We start from the raw sequence: 12,803 nt of genomic DNA, 5'->3' as shown, positions 1-12,803 counted from the left end.
GCGCCAGCCAACCTGCCAGACCTTCACGGCGCTCGATCTCCCGCAACAGCATCAGCCCAGCGTCGGAACTCATGTTGGCACCCTCAAATCCGAGCAGGACCTGCTTGCCATTGACCGGTGACAAACACAGACGAGAGGGTGTAGAAACATCCATGGTGAGGCTCGGCATCCTGAAGAACTGCGGCTTTGGGTGTAGGAACCATAAAACTACAGCTCTTCAAGTAGTTAAGCTAGTCTCACCAACTCCTCATGCATAATTCGGGCTAAGCAGGCATTCGTGGCTTTGCCCACGAATGCCTGCTTAGGCTTGTTTGATTTTGCAGGATTTTTATCCGAAAACCGGTGGCCACTTTTCGGAAATCCTGCTTAGTTTTTCGGGCGAAGGAGCGTGTCATGAGTTGTTGGCCGCAAGGCTGTTGCGATGTCCTTCCATATTTGCAGGTGCCGGCTATCGATACACGCCACGAGGGTGTGTTCCGGTGAATATCTCTCATGTCGGGTCCGGCGCGATCCGGCGCATCATGATTGTCGGAGGGCCCGGATCGGGCAAATCCTACCTGTCGCGCCGGCTGGCCGAGGTCAGCGGGCTGCCGGTTTTTCACATGGACCATATCCATTGGCTGCCCGGCTGGGTTGCGCGCGATCCCGTGGAAAAGGACATGCTGACACGAGAGATTCATGACCGCGATCACTGGATTTTCGAAGGCGGGCATTCGCGCACCTATGCCGACCGCGCCGCGCGGGCCGATTTGCTGATCTGGCTGGATCTGCCGGTCTGGCTGCGCATCCGGCGGGTGCTGTGGCGGTCGGTCCGGCATCATGGCCGCACCCGGCCCGACCTGCCCAGTGGCTGCCCCGAGGTGCTGGGGCGAGAGACGATTGATTTTCTGCGATTTATCTGGCGCAGCCGCGAAACCTCGCGCCAAAGCGTGCAGCGCGCGATTGACCGGGGCCGCCCCGCGCTGCGCGTCGAACGCCTGACCCGGCCCGCCGAGGTTCGCGATTTTCTTCGAAGCTGCCACCCGGCGACCGATCTTCCGGGGCTGTTGCCGGGCATCGGAGCGGGAAAGTTGTGATCACGGGCGCGATCTGCGTGATCACAACATGCAAAATTACGATTGTTTCTGAAAAGGGGGTGGCATAACGTCGTGACACTTGGCAGAAACACATTCAGAACAATGCCGATCGCCAGCCCGTGCGGCCAGCCCAAGCCTGCGACGGGTCGAGCCAGAACCGACAAAGGAGGGCCGCCTCATGGCCGATGTGAACCGGGGTAACCGGCCGCTTTCCCCCCATCTTCAGGTCTACAAGCTGCCATTGGCGGCTGTGACCTCGATCCTGACGCGGATCACCGGGCACGCGCTTGTCGCGGGCATCGTGCTGATCGTGTGGTGGCTGACCGCCGCCGTCACCGGACCGGGCGCTTTCGCAGCCGCCGACTGGGTGGTGAGGTCGTGGCTTGGCTTCCTGATCCTGCTGGGGTCGGCCTGGGCGCTGTGGTATCACGCGCTGGCCGGGATCCGTCACCTGTTCTATGACGCAGGTATCGGGCTTGAGATCGAAGAGGCGCGGAAATCCTCGGTGGTGATCGTCGCCGGATCGGTCGTACTGACGCTGATCTCGCTGATCCTGTTCTTCATCGGCTGATCCAAGGAAAACGACATGCGTTACATCACCCCCCGAAAAGCGGCCGAGGGTCTGGGATCCGCCCATTCCGGCACGGCGCATCACTGGGCCATGACGGTCAGCGCCTGCGCGCTGATCCTGCTGACTCCGCTGTTCCTGATCGTCATCGGCGGTGCCATCGGCCTGCCGCAAGACGGCGTCATCCAGCATTTCAGCCGCCCCTGGCCCGCGATCATCACCGCGCTGTTCGTGATCACCGGCATGATTCATTTCATGAAGGGCACGCGGATCATGATCGACGACTATTTTCAGGGCACCGCGCGCAAGGGCGCAATCATCATCTCGGTGATCTTCGGCTGGGCGGTTATCGCCTCGGCGGTCTTCGCGCTGGCGAAGATGGCGCTGATCACCATCGCGATCTGAGGACATCATGGCAGAGCAAGACAAATCGCATGTGGCGAAATACGAGGTCGTCACCCATGATTACGATGTGGTCGTCGTGGGTGCCGGGGGCGCGGGTTTGCGCGCCACGTTGGGAATGGCCGAACAGGGGCTGCGCACCGCTTGCGTGACCAAGGTATTCCCCACCCGCAGCCACACGGTCGCGGCGCAGGGCGGCATCGCGGCATCGCTGTCGAACATGGGCCCGGACAACTGGCAGTGGCACATGTATGACACGGTCAAGGGTTCGGACTGGCTGGGCGATACCGACGCGATGGAATACCTCGCGCGCGAGGCGCCCAAGGCCGTGTACGAACTGGAACATTACGGCGTGCCCTTCAGCCGCACCGAAGAGGGCAAGATCTATCAGCGCCCCTTTGGCGGTCACACCACCGAATTTGGCGAAGGCCCCCCCGTGCAGCGCACCTGCGCTGCCGCTGACCGGACCGGCCACGCCATTCTGCACACGCTGTACGGGCAAAGCCTGAAAAACAATGCGGAATTTTTTATCGAATATTTCGCGCTGGATCTGATCATCACCGATGGCCGCTGCACGGGTGTCGTGACGTGGAAGCTGGATGACGGCACGATTCATGTGTTCAACGCGAAAATGGTGGTGCTGGCCACCGGCGGCTATGGCCGCGCCTATTTCAGCTGCACCAGCGCGCATACCTGCACCGGCGACGGTGCGGGCATGGTCGCGCGTGCGGGTCTGCCCTTGCAGGACATGGAATTCGTGCAGTTCCACCCGACCGGAATTTACGGCTCGGGTTGCCTGATCACCGAGGGCGCGCGCGGCGAGGGCGGTTATCTGACCAACAGCGAGGGCGAACGCTTCATGGAGCGTTATGCCCCGACCCACAAGGATCTGGCCAGCCGCGACGTAGTCAGCCGCTGCATCACCATCGAGATCCGCGAAGGCCGCGGCGTGGGTGATCAGAAGGATCACATGTTCCTGAACCTGATGCACCTGCCGCCCGAGGCGCTGCATGAGCGCCTGCCGGGTATCAGCGAATCGGCCAAGATTTTTGCGGGCGTCGATGTCACCAAACAGCCAATTCCGATTCTGCCGACAGTGCATTATAACATGGGCGGCATTCCCACGAATTACTGGGGAGAGGTGCTGAACCCGACCGAGGGCTCGCCCGATGCCGTCTTTCCCGGCCTGATGGCGGTGGGCGAGGCGGGCTGCGCCTCGGTCCATGGCGCGAACCGGCTGGGTTCTAACTCGTTGATCGACCTTGTGGTCTTTGGCCGGGCGGCGGCGATCCGCGCGGGTCAGGTCGTGGACCGCGACACCCCGATCCCTGCCACCAACCGGGAACAGGTGGATAAGGCACTGGCGCGGTTCGACGCGATCCGCTTTGCCGATGGCAGCATTCCCACCGCGCAGTTGCGCGACGAGATGCAGCGCACCATGCAGGCCGACGCCGCCGTTTTCCGCACCGACAAGACACTGGCGGAAGGCGTTGAAAAGATGGTCGCCATCGCCGCCAAGATGGATGACCTCAGGGTCACGGATCACGGGCTGATCTGGAACACCGACCTGATGGAAACGCTTGAGCTGACGAACCTCATGCCCAACGCATTGGCCACCATCGTCGGGGCCGAGGCGCGCAAGGAAAGCCGTGGTGCGCATGCACACGAGGACTACCCCGAGCGGGATGATGCCAACTGGCGCAAGCATTCCCTTGCGTGGGTCGATGGGAACAAGGTTAAACTTGCTTATCGGCCCGTCCATCTTGAGCCGCTGACTCAGGAAAGTGATGGCGGGATCGACCTGAAGAAGATCGCTCCGAAAAAGAGGGTTTATTGATGCGTTTTCGTTCGCTTGCCGCCTTGAGTGCCGTCACTTTGTCGCTGGCCGCCTGTATGGCCCCGCCGCCCGGAATGGCCCCGCCCCCCGCCGCGCCTCCGCCCGTGGCCACGATGCCGGTCCCCGGCGTTGCCGATGCCGCAACCCGGCAGATCGCCCGCGATGCGATCACCCAGGGGCTTGAGGCCAACATGCAGGGAGTCGACGTCCAGCCCTATGTGAATTGCGTGATGGACAATGCCACCTCGGCTGAACTGGTGGATATCGCGCAGGCATCGCAAAGCGGCAGGGCCGCGACCGCAGGCAGCATCGCCGCCATCGTCCGGCGCGACCCGACCAAGCAATGCATGGCCTCTGTGGCGCGCACCATCTGATGCGGCCCGCCGTGCCCCTGCTGATGCTGGCCCCGATCCTGTCGGGGCTGGCAGGTTGCGGGCCGATTCCGGTCGATCAGGCCGAACGCATCTGCCGCGAGGAAGCGCTGTATCGCGACCGTCCGCGCACCCAGGTTTCCATCGGATTGGGCGGCGGAGGCGATCGTTTCGGCGGTTATGGCAGTGTTTCGATGGATGTTGATCCGGACCGAATCATGGGGCGCGGACCGGAAGAGGCGTATGAACATTGTGTCCGGCGGCGCTCGGGTCAGTCTCCGGCGCGGCCTTTGTTTCAACAAGAAGGAGGTACCGCAAAATCATGACAATCTTTTCCGCTGCTCGAAAGCTGATTGGGCCAATGGCCCGTGAGCTTCAGCTCTATCCCCGGATTGCTACGACGCGGTTGCAGCATGGGCAGCGCAGGAAGCGGGTTGTTTTTTTTAGTGGTGACGGACGTATTTTTTCCGGCTTGCTGCGTGCTCATAATGTCGCTGACTATCTGAACAAGAATGGTTGGTCCGCAATGGTTGTCGGACCAAGCGTCGGCCTGAAGGGCCGACAACGGCTGCTGCGGGCCTTTCGCCCGGATGTCATTGTCTTGCAGCAATGCAGGCATCCGCTGAACCGGCTGGAGCTGGTTCCCGGCGCGCCCGTCGTTCTTGACATCGACGACGCGGATTTTCTTGATCCCCGGCTGACGCCGATCCTTGAAAAGACCGCGCGCGAAGCGGCGGGTGTCATTTGCGGCAGCCGCTATATTCACCAATGGGCCAGGCGGTTCAGCAACAACACATCCGTGGTCTGGACCGGAACGCCAATGCCCACGGGTACGCGGCGTTCGCATGATATGCGCCAGCCAGTTGTGACTTGGGCGCAGGCGACGCCCTTGAAATACGAAAATGAAATGGCGTTCTGCCGCGATGTCATGCTGAAGGTGGTCGAGCGACGCCCCGGTGGCGTCATGCTGCGGCTTTATGGCTGCAAGGACCAGCCTAACCATCCAATGCTGGCCGAACTGCGCCGGGCGGGGGTGCGGCTGGAATTGCTGGGCTTTCTGCCTTACGACCAGTTTCTGTCCTCGCTTGAGGATGTGGCGGTCGGCCTGTCCGTGGTTTACCCTCAGGGCTTTAGTCTTGGTAAATCCTTTGGCAAGATTCTGGGCTATCTGGATGCGCAGGTTCCTGTCATTTGCAGCGATGCGGTCGATCACGGGCTGTTCTTTACGGAAGGGTCCGGCGTTGTCAGCAATGACCCGGATCTGTGGGCGGATCAGATCTGCGATCTGCTGGATAACCCTGAACGGCGCGAGGCCATGGCCAGGCTGGCCAGTGAACAGTTGAAGCGGCGGCTAAGCACGCCAGTTGCTGCCGATCTGGTCGGGCGTTTTCTGGGCAAGGTTGTCATGCGCGAAAAGGCGGTGCAGCCCGATGCGGCGGTGCAACCGCAACGCTCGGGGCAGGTGGCGGCGTCGCCCATGGGAAAGTAACGGGAATGGGCATGGGTCACAGGTGTAGCAGCAGTTGCAGGTCAGCCGCATGCGTCGTCTGATCGTTCATCTGGGCGTCCAAAAGACCGGCAGCACCGCGATCCAGCGGTTTTTGCGGCAGAATGCGGACGCGCTTGCCCCGCTGCTGATCGTGCGGACCCCGGAAGAGGGTACGCCGATGCGGCCACTGGGGCGGGCCGCCGTGACCTACAGCCTTCGGCCCTCATCCGACAGCGCCAAGGCATTGCAGATCGCGCTGGAGGATGCGTTGCAGACCCTGCCCGACAACGATCTGCCCGTGCTGCTGAGCCACGAAAATCTGGCTGGCGCGATGCCGGGAAACGGTGGCGAGACGCGGCTTTATCCCGCCTTGCCGGACATCGCGGCGCTGATCGCGAAAACCGCGTCGGGGATGACGGTCGATTTTGTGGTCTACAGCCGCAACATGAAAATCTGGAAGGAAAGTGTTTGGGCGCAAGCGGTCCGGACCGATGGCTATCCGCGCAAGCAGGTCGCCTTCATGTCCGAGATCGCGGACATGCCCGGCTGGGGCGATTTACTGAGCCGTCTGTCCAATGCCGTCGGCAGTGATCGCGTCACGCGCTTCAAGCTTGAGGATGAGACCTGTCCCCGGCATCCGGGTCGGCAATTGCTGCGCCATGCCGGGCTGTCGGACGGGCAGATCGACGCGCTTTCTCCGCTGGAGGGGGCCTCGATGCAGCGGCTGAGCGCCTCGTCCACCGAATTTCTGCGGCGGCTGAACGGCCTGTCACTGAACCCGCATGCGCGCGGAAAAGTGGCCGAGCTGGTCGCCCGAACCCAACCTCTGTTCGCGGCCGACCGGCCGCATGACCGTACGCCCTGAAAGGAGCAGCCAATGGTTCAGTTCACCCTGCCCAAGAACAGCCAGATCCGGGTCGGCAAGACCTGGCCCAAGCCGGAAGGCGCGACGAATGTCAAAAAATTCCAGATCTATCGGTGGGATCCCGATACGGGCGAAAATCCGCGTCTGGACACCTATTTCGTCGATCTGGACAAATGCGGCCCCATGGTTCTGGACGCGCTGCTGAAGATCAAGAACGAGATCGACCCGACCCTGTCCTTCCGCCGGTCCTGCCGCGAGGGGATTTGCGGTTCCTGTGCGATGAATATCGGCGGCGGCAACCATCTGGCCTGCATCTATGGCATTGATGAGATCGCGGGCGATATCGCCATCTATCCGCTGCCGCATATGCCGGTGGTCAAGGATCTGGTGCCGGATCTGACGCATTTCTATGCGCAGCATGCCAGCATCAACCCTTATCTGATCACCAAATCCCCAACGCCGGGAACCGAGTGGAAGCAATCCATCGAGGATCGTGCCAAGCTGGACGGGTTGTATGAATGCGTGCTTTGCGCGTCCTGTTCGACATCTTGCCCGTCCTATTGGTGGAACGGCGACCGTTATCTGGGCCCGGCCGCGCTGCTGGCCGCCTATCGCTGGATCATCGATTCGCGCGACGAGGCGACGGGCGAGCGGCTGGATGAGTTGGAGGATCCGTTCAAGCTGTATCGCTGCCATACGATCATGAACTGTACCAATACCTGCCCCAAGGGGCTGAACCCGGCCAAGGCGATCGCCTCGATCAAGCATATGATGGTCGAGCGGATCGTGTAAGCATGGGATCGTGTGATCCGCGCGCGGGACGCCACGGCGTCCCGCCACCCTATTGCGCGGCCATTTCCTCAAGCCAGAATTCGCACATCCTGTAGAAGGCGATATCCTGCGCATACCAGACGCCAAGGTTTTCCCTGGCCTTGTCCGACAGGGGCGGCGTTGCGCTGTAATCGCTGGCATGGGCCCTGGTTGTGTCCCCGGTAATCGTGACACGGTTGGTCAGATGCCCGAAACCTGCCGCTTTCAGGAAATTCCCCAGATCATCCGCGAAATGCTCTTGCCGGATGATCCAGACGGGTTCGCGGACATACAGGAACGACCCGCAGCCGCTGAACCAGTCCACCTGATTCTGGGCGGTATGCCGAATGGACTTGATCGCCGCGGTGGCCTGCACGCCAAGCGGTCCGTCCTGAAACAGCGCCTCGGCCAGATCGTTGGCATCCTCGAAATCGCCAAAGGCGTGTTCGTCATAGGTCGTCCATTCGGAATAGGTCATGGGCTGCCCCTTCCGTTTGCGGCTGTAGAAGCCGCTGTAGAACCGGCTGATTGGATGGCGAATGCTAAAGAAATACCGCCCGTTCTGGGGCAGATCGCGCAGATAGACGTCGTGGGTGTGCCTGATCAGGCATGCCCTGCCCTCAAGCGCGTTGATTTGCCGGATGATCTGCCCGATCTGGGTTCCCGCGCATTTTCCGATATGCAGGAAATGGATTGTATCCTTGCTGATCGTCTGAACTTTCCGGATCTCGTAACCCAAGATCCCGAGGCCGGATTTGACAAAATTTTTGATATTCATCATTCGCCGTCAGCTAAAGTATACTATAACGTCTACTCTTAATTTCGTTTGCGGCGCAAGCAGTAGTACCGCAATGGACGGGACTTCTTCCTTCGCTGTCGGGTTCTGCGGGTTGGCGCGTGATCTGTGTCGGCAAAGGTCAAGGCCTGCCGCCCTGCGTTACCGGTTTGCGGCTGGCCACTGATTTGTTGCCGGTCAGCCGTCCGCGCCCCCTTTTCATCGTCAGACAGATGCCTATGCTGGCCAGAATGACAGAGGGTGGCCAGATGACCCGTACCGGGATCGACTACGGAGGAATGATGCATCGCGCGATGCAGGGTTTGATCGCGGATGTGTTAGAGGATGTGGCCAGGGACGGGCTGCCCGGCGATCATCATTTCTTCATCACCTTCGACACCCGCGAAAAGGGCGTCGAGATGGCCGACTGGTTGCGCGAGCGTTATCCGGAAGAAATGACCATCGTGATCCAGCACTGGTTCGACAATCTGTCTGTCGATGACGAGGGCTTTACCGTCACGCTGAATTTCGGCAACGCGCCCGAACCGCTGCGCATCCCCTTTGACGCGCTGCGCACCTTTGTCGATCCCTCGGTCGAGTTCGGGCTGCGATTCGAGACGCAGGACCATGACGACGATGACGTGGATCCCGACGATACTGCCGAAGATGACGATGACAGTCCCGATGGTTCGCCCAATGGCGGCGGCGAGGTCGTGCGGCTGGATCGCTGGCGGAAATAGCTGCGCGACGTAGCGGCGCATTCTCGCATACCGTTGCATACCAATTGCCAAGCCGGTCGCCGAACGCTAGAACCTTCGGCGAAACCGCGAGGGAGTCCCGATCATGACCAAGACCCGCACCGAGACCGACAGCTTTGGTCCGTTGGAAGTTGATGCCAGCAAATACTGGGGCGCGCAGACGCAGCGCTCGATCATGAACTTTCCCATCGGATGGGAACGGCAGCCTGTCGCGATCATCCGCGCGCTTGGCGCGATCAAACTGGCGGCGGCCAGGATCAACACTGCCGAGGGGCGCATCCCTGCTGAAATCGGCAAGGCGATGGAACAGGCCGCGACCGAAGTGTTCGAAGGCAAGTTCGACGACAATTTCCCGCTGGTCGTCTGGCAGACCGGCAGCGGCACCCAGTCGAACATGAACGCCAATGAGGTGATTTCGAACCGCGCCATCGAGATTCTGGGCGGAGAACTGGGCAGCAAGACGCCCGTTCACCCCAACGATCATGTGAATATGGGCCAGTCCTCGAATGACACATTCCCGACCGCCATGCATGTCGGCATCGGCATGATGGCGCGGGATGTGCTGATTCCCGGTCTGGAAAAGCTGCACAAGGCGCTGGTCGCGAAGTCGCAGGAATTCAGCGACATCATCAAGATCGGTCGCACCCACACGCAGGATGCGACGCCGCTGACGCTGGGGCAGGAATTTTCCGGCTATGCCCATCAGGTCGCCATGGGAATCGAACGGGTAAAGCTGGCCCTGCCGCAGATCTATGAGCTGGCGCAGGGCGGCACGGCGGTCGGCACCGGCCTGAACACGAAAAAAGGCTGGGACAGCGCCATTGCCGCCGAGATCGCGAATGTCACCGGACTGCCCTTTGTCACCGCGCCGAACAAGTTCGAGGCGCTGGCAGCTCATGATGCGATGGTGTTCTTTTCCGGGGCGCTCAAGACCGTTGCCGCCTCGCTGTTCAAGATCGCTAATGACCTGCGGTTGTTGGGATCGGGTCCGCGCTCGGGTCTGGGCGAACTGATCCTGCCGGAAAACGAACCCGGTTCCTCGATCATGCCGGGCAAGGTAAACCCGACCCTAGCCGAGGCGCTGACCATGGTTTGCGCGCATGTGATGGGCAATGACGCCGCTGTCACCATCGCCGGATCGCAGGGGCATTTCGAACTGAACGTCTATAACCCGATGATGTCCTACAATGTCATCCAGTCGATGCAATTGCTGGGCGACGCGGCAGGGTCGTTTACCGACAACATGGTGGTGGGCACGCAGGCCAATACGGCGCGGATCGACAAGCTGATGAAGGAATCGCTGATGCTGGTGACGGCGCTTGCGCCGACCATCGGCTATGACAACGCCACCAAGGTTGCCAAGACCGCGCATAAGAACGGCACCACCCTGCGCCAAGAGGCAATCGCCTTGGGCTTTGTCGATGGTGAAACCTTTGACCGGATCGTCCGCCCCGAGGATATGATCGGACCAAAAGACTGACAGCGGATCGAATTCCGGCGGAAATTGGCGCGGTGGCGGAAGTCAGCGCGCTTTTCGCTGTCGGGGCTGGGACAAACCGCCTTTCGCGCGTTATGGTGGCCGGACTTGATACCTTGTCGGCGGCCCCGGTCGGCACAATCAGAGGAAGTCTGATGACTCAGATTGTCAATTTGCGGCAAGTCCGCAAGCAGCGGGATCGCGACAAGCGTCGCACCGAGGGGGATAGCAACGCCGCCCGCTTTGGCGAGGCACGCATCCTGCGTCAGGCCCGCGAGGCCGAGGCCGACCGGGCAGCGCGTGCGCATGAGGCGCACAAGACCGATGACGGATAAACTGCCTCCGATGACGCCGCCGCTGAAACGGTCGGTAACGATTGACGGACATCGCACCTCGGTTTCGCTGGAAGACGCATTCTGGCTGGCGCTGGCGCGGGCGGCCAAGGCACGCAGGATCACCCGCGCCGCCCTGATCGGCCGGATCGATCACGCCCGCCCGTCTCAGGTCGGGCTTGCGACGGCGCTGCGTCTTTTCGTGCTGGCCGAAGCGCAGGCCGGGCGCGGTGACTGACATGACGCACCGATGACCGAACGCAAGACGCCGCGCAGGCGCAGCGACTATGCCGAGTTTCACACGGTCCAGACGCGCTGGAACGACAATGACCAATATGGCCATGTCTATAACGTCGCCTATCTGGAACTGTTCGACGAGGCGCTGAACCGCGCGATGGTGGCGCGCGGCCTGCTGGATCATCGGGGCGAGGGGCCGATTCAGGTGGTGGTCGAGCTTGGCTGCACCTATTTTCGCGAAATCTCGTATCCCGACCAACCGGCCATCGGCCTGAAGCTGGCCGATATGGGCCGCAGTTCCCTGCGGGTCGAGATGGGGATGTTCCGCGACGGCGACGATGAGGAATGCGCCGCTGCCTTTTCGGTTCTGGTCACGGTGGACAGCGCCACCCACCGTCCCCTGCCTACGCCGCAAGCGCAACGCGATCTGCTGCGTGGGCTTGTCATGCCGGAACCGGGCTGACGCCCGGTCAGATAAAAAATCGCCTTTTGTGCATTTAAATCTGCAACTCTGTGATCTTCGATACATTCGGCGTTAACGCGCTGTGACATTTTGTTCCTGTATTCGTAAACAGGAGACACAAATGCTACATCACATCAAACCGACCGCGCTGATTGCCGCGCTGGCTTTTCTTGCTGCGCCTGCCGGGGCCGTGACGCTGGACCCCTGGACGATTTCCGGGCCGGACACCACCTCGGTGACGCAGCTTGGAGCCGATGGCGCGGCCTTCAGCTATGATTCCTTCAGTTCTTCTGGCAGTCCCGTGACCTTTACCGCCGAAACGACCGTGGCTCAGGGCGGGACGTGGGATTACCTATGGGATTTCAGCGGCTTTCACGCCTTTTTCAACGTGACGGCATTTCTGAACCGCGTATCGCCCGGCGCTTCCGAGATGCTGGTCAATGCCGGTCCTGAAATCTGCTGCACCACGCCATCCGCCAGTTTCAGCTATAATGGCCAGTCGTCGGTGGCGCTGAATACCGGCGACATCCTGCGCTTTACCTTTGGCGGTGATAACGAGGACAGCAATGAGACAATTCGTGGAACCTTGACGTTGAAGGATGTGGCCCCGGTTCCGGTGGCCCCTGCCGGGATCATGCTTCTTTCGGCCCTTGGTGCACTCGCCGCCGGAAAAAGGAGGCAGCGCCGCAAGAATAGTGTGTAAGTAGTAAACTGTTGTGACGGGCCGGTTGTTATCTGTGTTCTCTGTTGAAATGTTCGACCGGCCCGTGTCCACTTCCCACCGATAACCGGTCGGCCCCCGCGATCGCGCCCGAGACATAGCGCTTGGCCGACATGACCGCCTGTGACAGGGGCTGTCCCCGTGCCAGCCAGGTCGCCAGCGCCGATGACAGCGTGCATCCCGTGCCATGGGTGTTTTTCGTCGCCACGCGCGGGGCGGTGAACCATTCCGCGCCTTCCGATGTCATCAGCAGATCGGGGCAGTCTGCCCCCGTCAGATGCCCACCCTTCAGCAGTACCGCCCCTGGTCCCAAAGACAGCAGGGCCCGCGCCTGATCGGCCATCCCGGCAGCGTTGTGCGCCTCGGGCTGGCCCAGCAGATCGGCGGCTTCGGGCAGGTTTGGCGTGATCACTGCCGCACGGGGCAGCAGAATATCGCGCAGCGCCGCGACCGCCTGAACCTGCAACAGCCGGTCGCCGCCCTTGGCGACCATGACAGGGTCCAGAACGACGGGGCAGGCCAGCCCCTGCAGCGACCGGGCCACCGTCTTGATGATTGCAGCGTCGCCCAACATGCCGATCTTGATCGCGTCGATCCGGATATCGTCGCGGATCGCCTGAAT

Annotated in this window: 18 protein-coding genes and 1 pseudogene; 16 read left to right on the top strand and 3 right to left on the bottom strand. The window is 61.4% G+C overall.

Annotated elements, in window-relative coordinates; translation table 11 throughout:
• Window positions 1-154 (bottom strand): annotated as a pseudogene (locus ACK5L9_RS07975) (IS1380 family transposase); the annotation flags it as partial.
• Between the two features lie 325 nt (window positions 155-479).
• Between ACK5L9_RS07975 and ACK5L9_RS07970 the strand changes: the two are divergent.
• The 9 genes from ACK5L9_RS07970 (at window position 480) to ACK5L9_RS07930 (ending at window position 7,400) form a co-directional block, all read left to right on the top strand.
• Window positions 480-1,076, top strand: a complete 597-nt coding sequence (locus ACK5L9_RS07970; protein WP_416910936.1) for an AAA family ATPase — start codon at window positions 480-482, stop codon at window positions 1,074-1,076.
• Window positions 1,077-1,254: 178 nt separating this feature from the next.
• Complete coding sequence (gene sdhC, locus ACK5L9_RS07965; protein ID WP_416910935.1) at window positions 1,255-1,647, top strand: succinate dehydrogenase, cytochrome b556 subunit; 393 nt, start codon at window positions 1,255-1,257, stop codon at window positions 1,645-1,647.
• A gap of 15 nt (window positions 1,648-1,662) precedes the next feature.
• Complete coding sequence (sdhD, locus tag ACK5L9_RS07960; protein ID WP_416910934.1) at window positions 1,663-2,049, top strand: succinate dehydrogenase, hydrophobic membrane anchor protein; 387 nt, start codon at window positions 1,663-1,665, stop codon at window positions 2,047-2,049.
• Between the two features lie 31 nt (window positions 2,050-2,080).
• A complete protein-coding gene (sdhA, locus tag ACK5L9_RS07955) occupies window positions 2,081-3,883 on the top strand; it encodes a succinate dehydrogenase flavoprotein subunit (protein ID WP_416910938.1) in 1,803 nt (600 codons plus the stop codon).
• Entirely contained in the window at window positions 3,883-4,257 is a 375-nt protein-coding gene (locus ACK5L9_RS07950) for a hypothetical protein (protein ID WP_416910933.1), read from the top strand. The genes sdhA and ACK5L9_RS07950 overlap by 1 nt, the downstream gene beginning before the upstream one ends.
• The gene (locus ACK5L9_RS07945; protein WP_416910932.1) at window positions 4,257-4,580 is read left to right on the top strand and encodes a hypothetical protein; all 324 of its coding nucleotides are present in this window, start codon (window positions 4,257-4,259) and stop codon (window positions 4,578-4,580) included. The genes ACK5L9_RS07950 and ACK5L9_RS07945 overlap by 1 nt, the downstream gene beginning before the upstream one ends.
• A gap of 200 nt (window positions 4,581-4,780) precedes the next feature.
• Window positions 4,781-5,743: a glycosyltransferase family protein gene (locus ACK5L9_RS07940; protein WP_416910931.1), complete on the top strand. Its 963-nt coding sequence runs from the start codon at window positions 4,781-4,783 to the stop codon at window positions 5,741-5,743.
• Window positions 5,744-5,792: 49 nt separating this feature from the next.
• On the top strand, window positions 5,793-6,608 hold the full coding sequence (locus ACK5L9_RS07935) for a hypothetical protein (protein WP_416910930.1): 816 nt from the start codon (window positions 5,793-5,795) through the stop codon (window positions 6,606-6,608).
• Window positions 6,609-6,620: 12 nt separating this feature from the next.
• Window positions 6,621-7,400: a succinate dehydrogenase iron-sulfur subunit gene (locus tag ACK5L9_RS07930; RefSeq protein WP_416910929.1), complete on the top strand. Its 780-nt coding sequence runs from the start codon at window positions 6,621-6,623 to the stop codon at window positions 7,398-7,400.
• Between the two features lie 49 nt (window positions 7,401-7,449).
• Here the strand turns inward: ACK5L9_RS07930 and ACK5L9_RS07925 are convergent, their stop codons facing one another.
• The gene (locus ACK5L9_RS07925; protein WP_416910937.1) at window positions 7,450-8,061 is read right to left on the bottom strand and encodes a hypothetical protein; all 612 of its coding nucleotides are present in this window, start codon (window positions 8,059-8,061) and stop codon (window positions 7,450-7,452) included.
• On the opposite strand from ACK5L9_RS07925, the gene ACK5L9_RS07920 reads away from it, so the two are divergent.
• The 7 genes from ACK5L9_RS07920 (at window position 7,951) to ACK5L9_RS07890 (ending at window position 12,163) form a co-directional block, all read left to right on the top strand.
• Window positions 7,951-8,238 (top strand): hypothetical protein, encoded by a 288-nt coding sequence (locus ACK5L9_RS07920; RefSeq protein WP_416910939.1) that lies wholly within the window; start codon window positions 7,951-7,953, stop codon window positions 8,236-8,238. The genes ACK5L9_RS07925 and ACK5L9_RS07920 overlap by 111 nt on opposite strands.
• 224 nt (window positions 8,239-8,462) lie before the next feature.
• Window positions 8,463-8,933: an SspB family protein gene (locus ACK5L9_RS07915; RefSeq protein ID WP_416910928.1), complete on the top strand. Its 471-nt coding sequence runs from the start codon at window positions 8,463-8,465 to the stop codon at window positions 8,931-8,933.
• 103 nt (window positions 8,934-9,036) lie between these two features.
• Window positions 9,037-10,431: a class II fumarate hydratase gene (gene fumC / locus ACK5L9_RS07910; RefSeq protein ID WP_416910927.1), complete on the top strand. Its 1,395-nt coding sequence runs from the start codon at window positions 9,037-9,039 to the stop codon at window positions 10,429-10,431.
• 152 nt (window positions 10,432-10,583) lie between these two features.
• Window positions 10,584-10,763 (top strand): DUF4169 family protein, encoded by a 180-nt coding sequence (locus tag ACK5L9_RS07905; RefSeq protein ID WP_416910926.1) that lies wholly within the window; start codon window positions 10,584-10,586, stop codon window positions 10,761-10,763.
• A complete protein-coding gene (locus ACK5L9_RS07900; RefSeq protein WP_416910925.1) occupies window positions 10,753-10,998 on the top strand; it encodes a ribbon-helix-helix domain-containing protein in 246 nt (81 codons plus the stop codon). Before ACK5L9_RS07905 ends, ACK5L9_RS07900 begins: the two co-directional genes overlap by 11 nt.
• Window positions 10,999-11,010: 12 nt before the next feature.
• Entirely contained in the window at window positions 11,011-11,460 is a 450-nt protein-coding gene (locus ACK5L9_RS07895) for an acyl-CoA thioesterase (protein ID WP_416910924.1), read from the top strand.
• Window positions 11,461-11,581: 121 nt separating this feature from the next.
• The gene (locus ACK5L9_RS07890; RefSeq protein WP_416910923.1) at window positions 11,582-12,163 is read left to right on the top strand and encodes a hypothetical protein; all 582 of its coding nucleotides are present in this window, start codon (window positions 11,582-11,584) and stop codon (window positions 12,161-12,163) included.
• Window positions 12,164-12,191: 28 nt separating this feature from the next.
• On the opposite strand, the gene thiD is transcribed toward ACK5L9_RS07890, so the two are convergent.
• Window positions 12,192-12,803: bifunctional hydroxymethylpyrimidine kinase/phosphomethylpyrimidine kinase (gene thiD / locus ACK5L9_RS07885; protein WP_416910922.1), on the bottom strand; the 612-nt coding region annotated here is incomplete at its 5' end.

Source organism: Paracoccus sp. (in: a-proteobacteria) (assembly GCF_047973135.1).
GTDB lineage: Bacteria > Pseudomonadota > Alphaproteobacteria > Rhodobacterales > Rhodobacteraceae > Paracoccus.
Note: the sequence above shows the minus strand (reverse complement) of the source record. Positions and strands in the feature narration are given on the sequence as shown.

Coding starts and splice junctions, on each gene's coding strand:
- sdhC (WP_416910935.1), top strand. CDS start 1,255: ATGGCCGATGTGAACCGGGGTAACCGGCCGCTTTCCCCCCATCTTCAG.
- sdhD (WP_416910934.1), top strand. CDS start 1,663: ATGCGTTACATCACCCCCCGAAAAGCGGCCGAGGGTCTGGGATCCGCC.
- ACK5L9_RS07950 (WP_416910933.1), top strand. CDS start 3,883: ATGCGTTTTCGTTCGCTTGCCGCCTTGAGTGCCGTCACTTTGTCGCTG.
- ACK5L9_RS07945 (WP_416910932.1), top strand. CDS start 4,257: ATGCGGCCCGCCGTGCCCCTGCTGATGCTGGCCCCGATCCTGTCGGGG.
- ACK5L9_RS07940 (WP_416910931.1), top strand. CDS start 4,781: ATGGTTGTCGGACCAAGCGTCGGCCTGAAGGGCCGACAACGGCTGCTG.
- ACK5L9_RS07935 (WP_416910930.1), top strand. CDS start 5,793: ATGCGTCGTCTGATCGTTCATCTGGGCGTCCAAAAGACCGGCAGCACC.
- ACK5L9_RS07930 (WP_416910929.1), top strand. CDS start 6,621: ATGGTTCAGTTCACCCTGCCCAAGAACAGCCAGATCCGGGTCGGCAAG.
- ACK5L9_RS07920 (WP_416910939.1), top strand. CDS start 7,951: ATGGCGAATGCTAAAGAAATACCGCCCGTTCTGGGGCAGATCGCGCAG.
- ACK5L9_RS07915 (WP_416910928.1), top strand. CDS start 8,463: ATGACCCGTACCGGGATCGACTACGGAGGAATGATGCATCGCGCGATG.
- fumC (WP_416910927.1), top strand. CDS start 9,037: ATGACCAAGACCCGCACCGAGACCGACAGCTTTGGTCCGTTGGAAGTT.
- ACK5L9_RS07905 (WP_416910926.1), top strand. CDS start 10,584: ATGACTCAGATTGTCAATTTGCGGCAAGTCCGCAAGCAGCGGGATCGC.
- ACK5L9_RS07900 (WP_416910925.1), top strand. CDS start 10,753: ATGACGGATAAACTGCCTCCGATGACGCCGCCGCTGAAACGGTCGGTA.
- ACK5L9_RS07895 (WP_416910924.1), top strand. CDS start 11,011: ATGACCGAACGCAAGACGCCGCGCAGGCGCAGCGACTATGCCGAGTTT.
- ACK5L9_RS07890 (WP_416910923.1), top strand. CDS start 11,582: ATGCTACATCACATCAAACCGACCGCGCTGATTGCCGCGCTGGCTTTT.